Annotated in this window: 15 protein-coding genes; 5 read left to right on the top strand and 10 right to left on the bottom strand. The window is 56.6% G+C overall.

The features are described 5' to 3' along the window. Window positions 1-459: 459 nt before the first annotated feature. From ACFIO0_RS07385 to ACFIO0_RS07345, 9 genes are all read right to left on the bottom strand, one after another. Window positions 460-1260 (bottom strand): IclR family transcriptional regulator C-terminal domain-containing protein, encoded by an 801-nt coding sequence (locus ACFIO0_RS07385; RefSeq protein ID WP_390914709.1) that lies wholly within the window; start codon window positions 1258-1260, stop codon window positions 460-462. 3 nt (window positions 1261-1263) lie between these two features. Beyond that, entirely contained in the window at window positions 1264-2292 is a 1029-nt protein-coding gene (locus ACFIO0_RS07380) for a phosphotransferase (protein ID WP_390914708.1), read from the bottom strand. A gap of 12 nt (window positions 2293-2304) precedes the next feature. Then, a complete protein-coding gene (locus ACFIO0_RS07375) occupies window positions 2305-2955 on the bottom strand; it encodes a histidine phosphatase family protein (RefSeq protein WP_390914707.1) in 651 nt (216 codons plus the stop codon). Next, complete coding sequence (locus tag ACFIO0_RS07370) at window positions 2955-3947, bottom strand: nitronate monooxygenase (RefSeq protein WP_390914706.1); 993 nt, start codon at window positions 3945-3947, stop codon at window positions 2955-2957. Before ACFIO0_RS07370 ends, ACFIO0_RS07375 begins: the two co-directional genes overlap by 1 nt. A gap of 72 nt (window positions 3948-4019) precedes the next feature. Next, on the bottom strand, window positions 4020-5216 hold the full coding sequence (locus ACFIO0_RS07365; RefSeq protein WP_390914705.1) for an acetyl-CoA C-acyltransferase: 1197 nt from the start codon (window positions 5214-5216) through the stop codon (window positions 4020-4022). Window positions 5217-5257: 41 nt separating this feature from the next. Continuing rightward, window positions 5258-6175, bottom strand: coding sequence for an SDR family NAD(P)-dependent oxidoreductase (locus ACFIO0_RS07360; protein WP_390914704.1), 918 nt, complete (start codon window positions 6173-6175; stop codon window positions 5258-5260). Window positions 6176-6178: 3 nt separating this feature from the next. Continuing rightward, entirely contained in the window at window positions 6179-7003 is an 825-nt protein-coding gene (locus tag ACFIO0_RS07355) for an SDR family NAD(P)-dependent oxidoreductase (protein ID WP_390914703.1), read from the bottom strand. Between the two features lie 14 nt (window positions 7004-7017). Then, the gene (locus ACFIO0_RS07350; protein ID WP_390914702.1) at window positions 7018-8133 is read right to left on the bottom strand and encodes an acyl-CoA dehydrogenase family protein; all 1116 of its coding nucleotides are present in this window, start codon (window positions 8131-8133) and stop codon (window positions 7018-7020) included. 15 nt (window positions 8134-8148) lie between these two features. After that, on the bottom strand, window positions 8149-9312 hold the full coding sequence (locus tag ACFIO0_RS07345; protein ID WP_390914701.1) for an acyl-CoA dehydrogenase family protein: 1164 nt from the start codon (window positions 9310-9312) through the stop codon (window positions 8149-8151). A 168-nt stretch (window positions 9313-9480) separates the two neighbouring features. Here ACFIO0_RS07345 and ACFIO0_RS07340 point away from each other — a divergent pair, with 168 nt between their 5' ends. Continuing rightward, on the top strand, window positions 9481-10473 hold the full coding sequence (locus ACFIO0_RS07340) for a zinc-binding dehydrogenase (protein ID WP_390914700.1): 993 nt from the start codon (window positions 9481-9483) through the stop codon (window positions 10471-10473). On the opposite strand, the gene ACFIO0_RS07335 is transcribed toward ACFIO0_RS07340, so the two are convergent. Then, window positions 10470-11132, bottom strand: coding sequence for a histidine phosphatase family protein (locus tag ACFIO0_RS07335; RefSeq protein WP_390914699.1), 663 nt, complete (start codon window positions 11130-11132; stop codon window positions 10470-10472). The genes ACFIO0_RS07340 and ACFIO0_RS07335 overlap by 4 nt on opposite strands. Window positions 11133-11176: 44 nt before the next feature. On the opposite strand from ACFIO0_RS07335, the gene ACFIO0_RS07330 reads away from it, so the two are divergent. The 4 genes from ACFIO0_RS07330 (at window position 11177) to ACFIO0_RS07315 (ending at window position 13947) form a co-directional block, all read left to right on the top strand. Continuing rightward, entirely contained in the window at window positions 11177-12181 is a 1005-nt protein-coding gene (locus ACFIO0_RS07330; protein ID WP_390914698.1) for a zinc-binding dehydrogenase, read from the top strand. 12 nt (window positions 12182-12193) lie between these two features. After that, entirely contained in the window at window positions 12194-12676 is a 483-nt protein-coding gene (locus tag ACFIO0_RS07325) for a MaoC/PaaZ C-terminal domain-containing protein (protein ID WP_390914697.1), read from the top strand. 72 nt (window positions 12677-12748) lie between these two features. Next, on the top strand, window positions 12749-13192 hold the full coding sequence (gene aroQ / locus ACFIO0_RS07320) for a type II 3-dehydroquinate dehydratase (RefSeq protein ID WP_390914696.1): 444 nt from the start codon (window positions 12749-12751) through the stop codon (window positions 13190-13192). Continuing rightward, a complete protein-coding gene (locus ACFIO0_RS07315; protein WP_390914695.1) occupies window positions 13189-13947 on the top strand; it encodes an autoinducer binding domain-containing protein in 759 nt (252 codons plus the stop codon). The genes aroQ and ACFIO0_RS07315 overlap by 4 nt, the downstream gene beginning before the upstream one ends. The last annotated feature ends 24 nt before the right edge of the window (window positions 13948-13971 follow it).

The following is a 13971-nucleotide window of genomic DNA, read 5'->3' as shown; positions in this document are numbered from 1 at the left end:
TCAAAGTACATTTGCAGTGGTGTCGGTATGTTGAGCAGGCTCGCACAGATGGGATATAAGTCAAGCATAAGGGTCGCGATCAACATCGCCTGTTATCAAGGCGAAACGATCACTTTTTAGGCACTTGTTGCCAGCACTCATAACGAGTACCTCAGAGCATTTTTGCAGGTATTGACATTAAGTATGATCATCAGGTGATTGAAATTGTTAAATATAAAATTCAAAAATTAACGCATACCTCGTGAATGCAACTGATAACCGCCAGTGTCACCAAGCGTACGCAAACCATTCCCGCGCCGCAAATGATTACATCGACCTTTAAAAATGGAAAAAAGTGACGCAAGGGCATTTTCAGCGACGCGACGTCTTCCTAATCCGCGTAGCGAAATTGCGTTTCGTTTGATCAAGCGATTCCTCTCACTGCAAAAGTGTTCTGCAAGACCACCGGATTTAAGACGCCTAGGACCGCGCTGAAATGCTTTGGGCCGCGTCAATCAACAGCTTGGCATATGTGCCGACCAGTTGCTTTTTCTTGACGTGAAATGACGGGCCGCCAACGTTTAATCCAAACACGCGACTGCCGCCGAGGGATTGCACAGGCACTGCGATGCCGTTCACATCCGCGCGCCATTCCCCCCAACTAGAGCAATAGCCGACGCTTTCGTATTCCGCCAATGCGGTTGCAAATTCGCGACGTCGTGTGGTGTCGCCGTCTTTGTCGTCGCGTGCAGCATCCGCAAAAATTGCGTCGCGGTCGTCTTCGCGCATGCCAACCAAAATCGCACGCCCAATCGCCGAATGAAACACCGGCAAGCGGGCCCCGACTGACAGAGACAGCGACACGTTTTCCAACGAACGTTCAACACCGACATAAACCACGTCCGATTGATGCCGCTCGCCCAAAGCCACGGTGATATAGGTGTTCGGACCACGACTAAGCGCGCGCATCACATCCCGTGCCCGGTCCCCCATGTCCATGCCTGCCAACACGCCAAAGCCAAGCTTCAAAACCCCCGGCCCCAGATGATACGTTCCGGTGCGCGCATCCAAAATCAAATATTCCAGCACACAAAGCGTATGTGTTAGCCGCGACACTGTTGGTTTCGGCAACCCGGTGCGTTGCGCAAAATCCTGATTGGTCAGAGCGACCTCACCCATTTTGAAACAGCGCAACAAATCCAGCCCACGCGCCAGCGCCGTGATGAAGTTACGATCTTTTTCATCATCCGCCGCAGCGCCTGTGAGGTCGATATCGTTCATGAGTTAACCATGCTCCAGCGCCTTGAGCCCGTGGTTCGCAAACACCGGAACATACTGCCCCATCTGGATCGCGCGTTCCGGGTTTGACGCGTTGCCATCCAGTGCGCGTTTAAGCACGCCTTGGATAATTCCGGTCATACGGAAAAAGCAGAACGCCACATAGAATCCAAAGTTATCAATGCCTTTGATGCCGCGACGTTGGCAATATTCGGCCACAAAATCCTGATCAGACGGCAGGCCCATGGCTGCACGATCAACGCCGCCCATCCCACGACCTTCGCCACCTGCCGGCATTTGCCATTGCATGATAACGGCGGCCAGATCCGCATAAGGGTGCCCGATGGTCGACAGTTCCCAATCCAGAACGGCGAGGCAATTTGTACCTTCACGCTCAAACATCATATTGTCGATGCGGTAGTCACCATGCACCAGCGTACGCTGCCCGTCTTCGGCCGGAACATTCGCGGCCATCGCATCGATCAGCTTGTTCATCGCAGGCACGTCAACGGTTTCTGCGGCGCGGTATTGCTTGGTCCAACGCCCGATTTGGCGTTCATAGTAGTTGCCGGGCGGGCCATAGTCAGACAGGCCAACCGCGTCGATATCGACGTCATGCAGCGCGGCCAAAACCCGGTTCATGTCAGCCGTTACCGCCCCGCGATCTGCCTTGGTAAGATCATCCAAGGTCGGCTCGTTGAAATTGCGACCATCAACGTGATCCATGATGTAGAAATCAGAACCAATAACGCTCGCGTCTTCGCACAAAAGATGCATCTGAGACACCGGCACATCGGTGTCGAACAGCGCCTTTTGCACGCGAAATTCACGATCCACCGCATGGGCAGATTTCAACAATTGCCCCGGTGGTTTGCGGCGCAGCACGTAATTGTGGCTGGGCGTTGCCAGTAAAAACGTCGGATTTGATTGGCCGGTTTGGAACTTTGTCAGCTCAATCGGGCCTTCAAATCCAGGCAAATTTTCAGACAAATATGCCCCTACAACATCCAGATCGAGTGTTTGTGTATCGCTCATGGCTGGCTCCGATCAGCTGTAGGTCATCAGATGCGCGGTGTCTGTGGCATCCAAATGCGGTGTTGCGTTGAACCCTTGCAGAAAAACGCGGTTCTTGGAAAAGATAAATTTGGTGATGGACGCATTTTTCACTTGCAGGTTCAGCTCCATCATCATCCGCGCCGGTGCCGACACGGTCGAGGCAACCAACTGCCCGATCACCCCGCCAGACGACACAACCAAAACGCGGCGCGCGTCGGTTTCGATCGCGAATTTTAGCGCAGCAGCAGTTCGGTTTTCAAAATCAACCCACGATTCCGCGGCCTTTGCTAAACCGCCGTCCTGCCATTCCAAAACCGTTTCGCGCAACGTTCGAAAATGGGTTTTACGATCGCCCAAAACCAGATCAGGCACAGCCCCATCAAAGCGCGCGTGCAGCAGGTCGTGAAAGTCATATTCGTTAAAACCGCTGTGTTCTTCGCGGGTTTGATCGAACCCCATCGAGGTCATCGTGTCGCGCTGTCGTTCTAGCGTACCGGTGATAATCCGGTCCGGCACCCAGCCCATTTCGGCCAGTGCTTGCCCCGCCAGTTTGGCCTGTTGATGCCCCACGTCAGACAGTTGGTCATAATTTGCCTGCCCAAAAGCCGCCTGCCCGTGACGCACAACGATCAGCTCTGCCATCAGCTAAATTCCGCAGCCAATTTGGCCCCGGCAGCCTTGTATTCAGCCCCCATGCGTTCGACGATTTTTGCTGCGGGTCCGACGGATTTTACAGCGCCAATGCCTTGGCCAGAGCCCCAGATTGTTTTCCACGCTTTGGGTTTGCTGGAACCGCTACCGAAATCCATCGATTTGCTGTCCGCCTCAGGCAAATTGTCAGGATCCATCCCCGCAGCCTCAACCGAGCCGCGCAGGTAGTTGCCCCAAACCCCTGTAAACAAAGATGAATAGACGATGTCATCGGCACCGGAATCAACGATCATGTCTTTGTATTCTTGTTGTGCGTTGGCTTCGTCCGTCGCAATAAACGGCGTGCCTGTATAACCTAAATCGGCCCCCATCGCGCGCGCGGCCAGCAGCGATTCACCTGTGGCAATCGCACCGGACAACAGCAGCGGCCCGTCAAACCATTCGCGGATTTCACGCACCAATGCGAACGGCGATTGTTGCCCCGCGTGCCCACCGGCACCAGCGGCGACAGCGACCAAACCGTCAGCCCCCTTTTCAATCGCTTTCTTGGCAAAACGGTTGTTGATCACGTCATGCAAGGTGATCCCGCCGCAAGAATGTGCAGCCTCGTTCACGTCGACGCGCGCACCCAGCGAGGTGATCCAGATCGGTACTTCGTGTTTCACGCAAATGTCCAAATCCCGTTCCAGCCGCGCGTTTGAGCGATGCACAATTTGGTTAACGGCATAGGGTGCTGCCGGCGTGTCAGGGTTGGCCTGATTGTAGCGATCCAACTCTTCTTTGATTTGCGTCAACCACGTGTCGAGCAAAGGATGTTCGCCCTCGCCTTCACGTGCATTCAGCGCCGGGAATGATCCGACAATGCCCGCCTTGCACTGCGCGATCACCAGTTCTGGCACCGAAATGATGAACAACGGCGAGGCCACCATGGGCACCCGCAGCCCTTGCAAAGCCTTTGGCAAATGAGAGTCGTCACGCGGCATAAATGAAACCTTATCAAGGGAGGAAATGTTGAGGCGGGCACCGAACCCGCCTCTTTTGTTCGCAAACAAGGTTTACAGGACTTCGAACAGACCCGCGCCGCCCATGCCACCGCCGATGCACATGGTGCAGACCACGTATTTCGCACCGCGGCGTTTGCCTTCGATTAACGCGTGGCCAACCATGCGCGCACCCGACATGCCGTAGGGGTGACCGATGGATATCGCGCCGCCGTTCACGTTCAGGATTTCATCAGGGATCCCGAGGTGATCGCGCGAGGCCAGAACTTGGCTCGCGAAGGCTTCGTTCAATTCCCACAGACCGATGTCGTCCATTTTCAAACCATGCGCCTCAAGCAGTTTTGGCACGGCGTAGATCGGGCCGATGCCCATTTCGTCCGGCTCGCAGCCTGCGGCCATCACACCGACGTAGCGGCCCAAAGGCTCAAGGCCTTTTTTCTCAGCTACGGATGCCTCCATGACCACCGCAGCCGAGGCGCCATCAGACAATTGCGACGCGTTGCCCGCCGTGATGAATTTGCCCTCAGCCAGGTTCATGCCGTTTGCGAACACAGGTTTCAGACCTGCGAGGCTCTCGGCAGAGGTGCCCGGACGGTTGCCTTCGTCTTTGCCCAAAGTCACCTCGTGGCTGGTGATTTCCTTGGTTTCTTTGTTCTGGATCATCATCGTGGTGGTCATCGCGACGATTTCATCATCGAACTTGCCGGCTTCTTGGGCTTGATGCGTGCGCTCTTGGGATTGCGCGGCGTATGCGTCTTGCTGCTCGCGCGAAATGTTGAAACGCTCAGCCACGTTCTCGGCGGTTTCCAGCATCGTCATGTAGATTTCGGGCTTGTTCTTTTTCAACCAACCATCTGCACCCACACGCATTTCTTGGGTTTGCACCATGGAAATGCTTTCGACACCGCCGCCAATCACAACGTCCATGCCATCCATCACGACCTGCTTGGCCGCAGTCGCAATCGCCATCATACCTGAGGCGCATTGACGATCCAGTGACATGCCCGCAACCGTCACTGGCAGGCCTGCACGAATGGCCGCTTGGCGGGCGATGTTGCCACCGGAATGGCCCTGCTGCAACGCCGCCCCCAAAACAACGTCGCTGATTTCAGAACCGTCAATACCTGCGCGTGCAACTGCATTTTCGATGGCATGCGCTGCCAATGCTTGCGGCGTGGTCGCGTTAAACGCCCCACGATAAGCTTTGCCAATTGGGGTGCGGGCGGTTGAAACGATGACTGCGTCACGCATGGGATGTATTCCTTTGATTGTTTTTAACGAGCGAACCGGCGTTACCAGTCCAGATTAATGTTGCGCGCCTCAGCGGCACGTTTGGCGTATTTCCGGGTCTGCGAGAACGCGTCTTGCATCTCTTCTTGATTGGTTGGGTCGGTGATCTGTTCCCAGTGTGCGGCGATCGCTTCGGGGGTGATGTCGCCATCGATCAACACGCCTTGGGTTTCATACACGCGGGTCTGGGCAAACGTCCCTGCCCCGGCACTCAGAATGGTTTTAGAGGGCGCGTCTTTGGACACCAAATACAGCAACCCCGGCGTGATGGTTTCCGGTTTCAGAACCTCCAACGCTTCGGGCGGTAGCAATTCTTCGGTCATGCGTGTGGCCGCGGTAGGCGCAAGCGTGTTGACGCGAATATCGTCGCGCGCACCCTCGATATGCAGGACGTTCATCAGGCCCATCATCGCCGCCTTGGCCGCCCCGTAGTTGGACTGACCAAAGTTGCCATAAAGCCCCGAACCCGACGACGTCAGCACGATGCGCCCGTATTTCTGTTCGCGCATAATCGGCCAGACGGCGTGGGCGCAATTGGCTGAACCAATCAGATGCACGTCGATCACTTTGCGAAAATCGGCCATGGTCATTTTGGCAAACGTCTTGTCCAGCAAGATGCCGGCGTTGTTGACCAAAATGTCGATCCGGCCAAAGCGTTCCATTGTTTTGGAAACCATATCAGCAACTTGGTCGGCATCAGACACATCAGCGCCATGCGCCATCGCCTGCCCGCCCATCGCTATGATCTCTGCCACAACCGATTGCGCGGCATCTGATCCAGTGGATGTACCCTGCGTGCTGACACCCAAATCGTTGATCACAACCTTCGCGCCGCGTGCCGCCAACCCCAGCGCATGACAGCGCCCAAGGCCTACTCCGGCACCGGTGACAATTGCGACCTGATCGTCAAAACGGATCATCTGCTATCCCTCCAACGCGGCGCGAAACAGGTTGGGTCCTGACATGACTTGAATGCCGCCCGACACCGGTAAAATCGCACCGGTTAAAAAACTGCCGCCCTTGCCGCACAAGAATTGCATGCAGCCTGCGATGTCCTCGTCGCGGCCGACACGGCCCAACGGCACGTCGTGGCCAACTTTCTCGCGCATGCCTTCATCTGCTGTGGCAAATGCAGTCATTTTGGACACGAACGGCCCTGGCGCAAGCGCGTTCACGGTGACGTGGTGGCCCGCCAATTCCTTGGCCATGATCTTGGTGATCTGGTGCACCGCAGCCTTTGACGCGGCATAGCTGTACGCGCCGTCACCCAAGGCTGCATCACCCATGACCGACCCCACATTGACCACGCGCGCCGGATCGTCCGGCGTCGCGGTCGCAATCAACATCGGCAGCAACGACTGGGTCAAATGGAACAGACCGGCGTTGTTTACACCTTGCACCTTGGCCCATGCCTCAAACGGAAACGCCCCCAACGGCGCGCCCCACGTGACACCGGCGTTGTTCATCAAGATGTGCAATTTGTCGGTGCGAGACGTGATTTCAGCGGTCAATGCTGCCACGCCATCTGCGCTGCTGACGTCACCGGCAAAACCGATGACCTCGCCCGGTCCACTCATCGCGTTCAGCTCTGCGGCGACAGCGATACACGCGTCCGCCTTGCGCGATGCGATATAGACAGTGGCGCCTGCCTGCATCAACCCAGTGGCGGCCATGCGGCCAATTCCGGTCGCACCACCGGTGACCAACGCCACCTTGCCATGCAATGAAAACAATTCGTTAGGTGTCATTCTTAAACCTTTCTTCAAAACCCGCGCGCAGCGGCAACGCGCTCGGCGTGGTATCCGTAGTCGCCCAGCCACTCGGCAGCAACACGGGCGCGTTTCATGAAAAAGCCCATGTCAAACGCGTCGGTCATGCCGATCCCGCCGTGCATTTGCACGCCTTCGATCACAGCCAGCTTTGCGGTAGACGTCGCGCGCGCCTTGGCCAAAGACACGGCCATAGTAGCATTGTCAGCATCCTCATCCAACATCCGGCCCGCGTTGCGCACAGCAGACGCGGTGACTTCGCTTTCGCACCACAAATGTGCGGCACGGTGTTGCAACGCTTGGAAACGGCCGATTTCGATCCCGAATTGCTTGCGTTCTTTCAGATAGCCGACCGTCATTTCAAACGCGCCAGCTGCCAAGCCGGCCATTTCAGCGGCCAAAGCGGCCTGACCTGCCTCTAGTGCTGGACGCAGAACAGTCATCGCATCGCCAACCGTACCAACCACGTCATCACCGGTGGCCTGCACATCCGCGAAATCGACTGACGCCGCATCACGCGCATCAATCATCGCCGACGCTGCGCGGGTGATCCCGTCACGATCCGCGGGCACATCAAACAAGGTTAACCCCGTGTCCGATTGCGCCAAAACCAACAAACGATCTGCGTTTGACCCATCGACAACAAACCCTTTTGAGCCCGTTAGTCTAAATCCATTACCGTCCGCAACCGCTTGTAATTGCGTGTTTTCTGGCGCGTGCTTGTGGCCCTCATCGACGGCCAAAGCATAAATCACCTTGCCCTCGGCGATCTGGGCCAACGCCGCCGTCGCCCGATCAGACGCAACCTGACGTAAGGCGGTCGCGGCAATCACGGCAGTCGACAAAAACGGCGAGGTCACCAGCGTTTTGCCCATTTCATTTGCCAATATACCAGCCGCTGCATGGCCCATATCGGACCCGCCTGCGTCCTCAGGCACCAAAACGCCCGTCCAGCCCATTGCGGCCATGTCGGCCCACAGTTTCGCGTCGTGCGTTTCGCCTGCATCACGCAGGCCGCGCAAATGTGACACTGGCGCTGCGCCATCCAGAAAACCACGCGCGGCGTCCTGCAACATTGTTTCGTCTTCAGACATCAAAAGTGTGCTCATGTTCTTATCCCCGCCCTAACCTGGCAATCCTAAAATGCGACGCGACACGATGGACAACATCACTTCTGATGTCCCACCTTCGATCGAATTGGCCTTGGTGCGCAACCAGTCCGCCGCCAAACCGTCATGCGTGCCGTCCCACGTCAACGCCTCGGAACCGCCCGCAGACATCAGCAACTCGTGGCGGCGTTTGTTCAATTCAGTGCCTTGGTATTTCAACATGGCCGATGCGTCACCGACACCACCGCCTGCCTCGGCTTGATCTTTGTACCGCTCGAGCGTCAGGCCAATTGCCAGCGCATCGACTTCGCAAATCAGCGCCTCGGCGCGGGTCGATGCATCCATTTTGCCGCCCGTTTCTTCCAAAATCGCACCCAGTGCCCGCGACCCCAAAAGGCCCGCGCCACCACCAGAAATCATCTCGCGCTCGTGCGTCAACAAGTGCTTGGCGACATCCCAACCACGGTGTTCCGTGCCGACAACATTCGTTTTTGGCACCCGCACATCATCAAAGAATGTCTCGCAAAACGGCGACGAGCCAGAGATCAGGCGGATCGGTTTAGTACTGACGCCCTTGCTGTCCATGTCGATCAACAGAAAGGAAATTCCAAGGTGTTTTTTGGCGTCACGATCTGTGCGAACAAGCGCAAAAATACAGTCAGCTTTGTCCGCGTAAGATGTCCATACTTTTTGACCATTTACGATGTAATCATCGCCGTCGCTGTCCGCTTTGGTCTGTACACTTGCCAAATCCGAACCAGCGCCGGGTTCTGAATAGCCTTGACACCAACGCACTTCACCACGCGCAATTGGCGGTAAATATTGTAGTTTTTGTTCGTGTGACCCGAACGCCAACAAGGCGGGTCCGAGCATCCAGATGCCAAAGCTTTGCAACGGCAAACGGGCCTTCAGGCGCACCAATTCTTCGCTCAGGATTTTGTCGTGCGCACGGTCCATTCCAGCACCGCCATATTCAACCGGCCACGTCGGAACTGTCCAACCTTTGGCCGCCATAACGTTCAACCAGTCGCGCTGCGCATCCGAGATAAATTCCCAGTTGCGCCCGCCCCAGCAAATCGTTTCCTCGTTGCGCACGCCATCGCGCATTTCGGTCGGGCAATTCGCCTCAAGCCATGCGCGCGTCTCGGCGCGGAATGTGTCCAAATCTGTTGAGTTCATTTTGTGGCCTCCCCGCCGATGGATCGTTTTTGCAGTCTGCCGTTACGTTCCGCACAGCAAAAACGTATTTCGCATTTACACCCTACATGTGTCGCAGGCACAATTGCCACTGACAAGACGCTTCGCGCCCATGCCGTTGCGTCACAATAGATCAGGGGAGAGATCACAATGAAAGCCATGCTCAGCACCGCCGTCGGTGGACCCGAAACTTTGGAATGGACCGAGATGGACACGCCAACGCCGTCCAAAGGCGAGGTGTTGATTGGGGTCAAAGCCGCGGGTGTGAACTTTCCCGACACGCTGATCATTCAGGATCTGTACCAGCTGAAACCGCCGCGCCCGTTTGCGCCGGGTGGCGAAGTCGCCGGTGTGGTCGAGGCGATTGGCGACGGTGTCACGGACTATGCTGTCGGCGACCGTGTGATCGCGATGACCGGTTTTGGCGGGTTTGCCACCCATGTGTGTACCGGTGCGGCGCGCTGCCTGAAAATCCCTGACGATATGTCGTTCGAGGATGCCTCGTGTCTGGTGCTGACCTACGGCACGTCGCACCACGCGCTGAAAGATCGTGCTAACATTCAAGCAGGTGAAACGCTGTTGATCCTTGGGGCTGCGGGCGGCGTTGGTGCGGCTGCAATTGAGCTGGGCAAGGCTGCGGGCGCTCGTGTTATCGCAGCGGTATCCTCAGAGGGAAAAGCCCAATTTTGCAAAGATTTAGGTGCGGATGAGACGATCATCTATCCACGTGAAATGGACCGTGCAGCGCAAAAAGAATTCTCGGGCCAGATCAAGAAAATCGCAGGTCCAGGTGGTGTTAATGTCGCTTATGACGCGGTTGGTGGTGCCTATTCCGAACCGGTTGTGCGGTCTATGGCCTGGGCCGGTCGGTTCCTCGTTGTTGGTTTCCCTGCAGGCATCCCATCTATCCCGCTGAACCTGACGTTGTTGAAATCCTGCCAGATTGTCGGCGTGTTTTGGGGGGCCTCGACGATGGTCGATCCAAAGGGACATCTTGAAAACATGGCAGACCTGTTCGCGATGTATTCCGCGGGTCAGATCAAGCCGCGCATCACCGCCACGTTCCCATTAACAGAGGCCGGTAAGGCACTGGAATACATATCAGATCGCAAAGTTTTGGGCAAAGTTGCCTTGACGGTCTAGAGCCCTTCAAGATGGCTGATGTCGTTAAACCCACGCACTGCGATATGATCGCCCGTGACCACAATCCGGCTGATCGATCCGTTTGCCGCCCCCCCAAAGGCGAACGGACCGCAGCCCGTGGCGATCGACATGGCGGCCGCAATCACGCCGCCATGCACAAACACCGCGACACGCTCGTCGGTGTGGGCCGCCGCGATCCGGCGCAGGCCCGCTTCGACACGGCCTTTGAACTGGGCCGTGGTTTCAGCACCCGGGATTTCGCCCCACTCACCGGTCTTGCGCATGCGGTCAAACGCTGGATGCCCTTCAGACGCTTTGATGCGGTACAAACCGCCGTCCCAGTCGCCCAAATGCACCTCGCGCAGGTCGGATTCGACCTCCGGCGTCATGTTAAGGTGCCCGGCCAAGGGGGCCGCCGTCTGATGGGTTCGGATCAACGACGTCACGTAAAGCTTTGCAAACGCGTCATTTTTCAATCGATCACCGACAGCTACCGCTTGCCGTTCCCCCTGCGGATGCAAACGCGGATCGCCGTGGCCGTCCTTCATCGGAAAATCCTGACCGGCAATCGCTGGCATGCTTTCACCGTGACGGATCAACAACATGTCGGCCGATCCGGCGGGTGGCGCGTAAACCGGTTGGCGATACTCTTTTGTCATCTCAATTCCCTCATTTTTCCAACACCTAACAAGGAAATCCAACCATGACCAATCGTCAAGTCATCGTGGCCGAGTTGCCCCAAGGCAGTCTGACCACCGACCATTTTGCGTTGCAAGACGCACCAATGCCTGAACCTGCGGATGGTGAAGTGCTGCTGCGCACCATCCTGATGTCGATTGATGCGGCAAACCGGTCGTGGATGCAGGGCGCGACCTACCGCGACGCGGTCAAGGCGGGCGACGTGATGGCGACCTATTCGATTTGCGAAGTCATGGTGTCGAACTCTGACCGCCTCGCCGTCGGCGACATCGTGGCCGCAGAAAGCGTATGGGCCGACTACGTCACCCGCCCTGCCCGCAAGGTGCAAAAACTGCCGAAAGTCGATCACCTGAGTAACCTGATTTCGGTCTTTGGCATCGCGGGAAAAACCGCATTTCATGGGTTGATCAGCGTTGGCAAACCCATGGCCGGCGAAACGGTTGTCGTGTCTGCCGCTGCCGGTTCTGTTGGCGGATACGTCGGCCAAATCGCCAAAGCGCTAGGGTGTCGCGTTGTTGGTATCGCCGGGGGGGCGGAAAAATGTGAATGGGTTGTCAAACACTTAGGCTTTGATGCCTGCGTCGATTACCGCGAAAAAGGGCTGTTCAAAGCGCTGCGTGCAGAATGTCCAAACGGCATCGACGTTTATTTTGACAACGTCGGCGGCACGGTTTTGGAAACCACCCTTGCGCTGATGAACGAAAAGGGCCGCATCGCCTGTTGCGGCGCGATCAGTCAATACGACAGCGCCAATCCAACCGGTCCACGTAACCTGCCCGGTGCCTTGGTCGTTAAACGCCTGCGCATGGAAGGGTTCATCGTCATGGATTTCGCCCATGAGGACAACAAGGCCATCCGCGCGTTGCAAACTTGGGTCGCGAGCGGCCAGATCAAAGTCACCGAAGACATCGTTGAGGGGCTCGAAAACGCGCCCGCCGCCTTGATCGGTCTTCTGGCTGGTGACAACAAAGGCAAACGCATGGTCCGCGTCGGCCCAGACAACCTATAAAGGAGCACACGCATGTCCCACATCGAAACTGCAAAAGCCGCGATGGAAGCCCAGATGGGTCAAGAAGTCGGCGTTTCCGACTGGATCACCGTGGATCAGCCGATGATCGACCAATTCGCCAACGTCACCCACGACAACCAATGGATTCACATCGACCCTGAACGCGCAGCCGCAGAAACGCCGTTTGGTGGCACAATTGCCCACGGTTTCCTGACGCTGTCACTGGCCAGCCGGTTTGCTTATGACTGCTTTAGCATGGCACCGGGGCAGGTCATGGGCATCAATTATGGCTTTAACAAACTGCGGTTTTTGACCCCGGTCACGGCGGGCAGTCGTTTGCGTGGGCGGTTTGTGATGAAAACCGTGACCCAGCGCAACGCCACCGATTTACTGCGTGAAACCGGCCTGACGATCGAAATCGAAGGGGTTGAAACCCCCGCTTTGATCGCCGACTGGCTTGGTCTTGCTGTGTTTGAAGGTCCAAACGACCGCTAAGGCGTTGGAAAAACTAGACAGAACGGGTTTGAGGCGGCTAAGATCAGCCAACTTATCTTCCGGAAAATTAGCATGACTTCGATCCTCGTTCTGAATGGACCAAACCTGAACCTGCTGGGCACTCGCCAGCCCGAGGTTTACGGACACACGACCCTCGCCGATGTCGAGGCGGATTGCGCGTCTTATGCCAAAACGCTCGGGATCAAAGTGACGTTCTTGCAGTCCAATCACGAGGGCGCGTTGGTCGACGCGATCCATGCAGCCAAGGGCACCCACGACGGGATCATCCTGAACGCTGGTGCCTACACACACACGTCAATTGCACTGATGGATGCGATTGCTTCGGTCGAGGTTCCCGCGATCGAGCTGCACCTGTCAAACGTCCACGCGCGCGAAGAATTTCGGCACCAAAGCTACATCGCAAAAGTGGTCGTGGGCATCATCTGCGGCTTTGGCGCGGCAGGCTATCGTTTGGCAATTGACGCCATGCTGGGCCATTTGAAAGACGCACCATGAACACTGTCCGCAGCTATTTGCACTACCTTTCAAACTGCCAAAGCATGGAAACCCTGTGGGAAGCGCACACAGAGAAAATGGGCGAGTACGGCTTTGACCGGATCATCTATGGCTTTACGCGTTACCGGTCCAGCACGTCATTGGGCGACCCCGAAGATTTCATCCTGCTGACCAATCACGACACCGCCTACACCGATGTTTTCATTGGCGAAAACCACTACAATCAGGCCCCGATGGTCCGCTGGGCCTTGGAAAACGAAGGGGCTGGCAGTTGGGCGATGTTGGCGGCAATGCAGCGCAGCAAAACCCTGACAGCAGCAGAACGCCGTGTGCTGGATTTCAACTATTCGATGGATGTCAAAGCGGGCTACACGATCAGCTTTAAATCCGTCTCGGCCCGTTCCAAAGGTGCCATCGCGCTGACCGCGCAGCGTGGCATGACCCAAGCCGACATTGACGCGGTCTGGGATGAACATGGCCGTGACATTCATCTGATGAACAACGTCGCGCATTTGAAAATTCTGACCCTGCCTTATTCCGCCCCCAACCGCGGGCTGACCAAACGCCAACGCGAGGCATTGGAATGGGTCGGTGACGGTAAAACCATGCAAGACATCGCGATCATCATGGGCCTGACCTCGGCCACCGTGGAAAAGCATCTACGCCTCGCGCGCGAAGCATTGGCCGTTGAAACCACAGCCCAAGCGGTGCTGAAAGCCGCGTTTGCCAACCAGATGTTCATCCTCGAAGCTTGATCAGATAGGTGTTATCACCGTTGC

This window comes from Pseudosulfitobacter sp. SM2401, assembly GCF_042932805.1.
Lineage (GTDB): Bacteria > Pseudomonadota > Alphaproteobacteria > Rhodobacterales > Rhodobacteraceae > Ascidiaceihabitans.
This window is presented reverse-complemented; position numbering and strand designations above follow the sequence as displayed.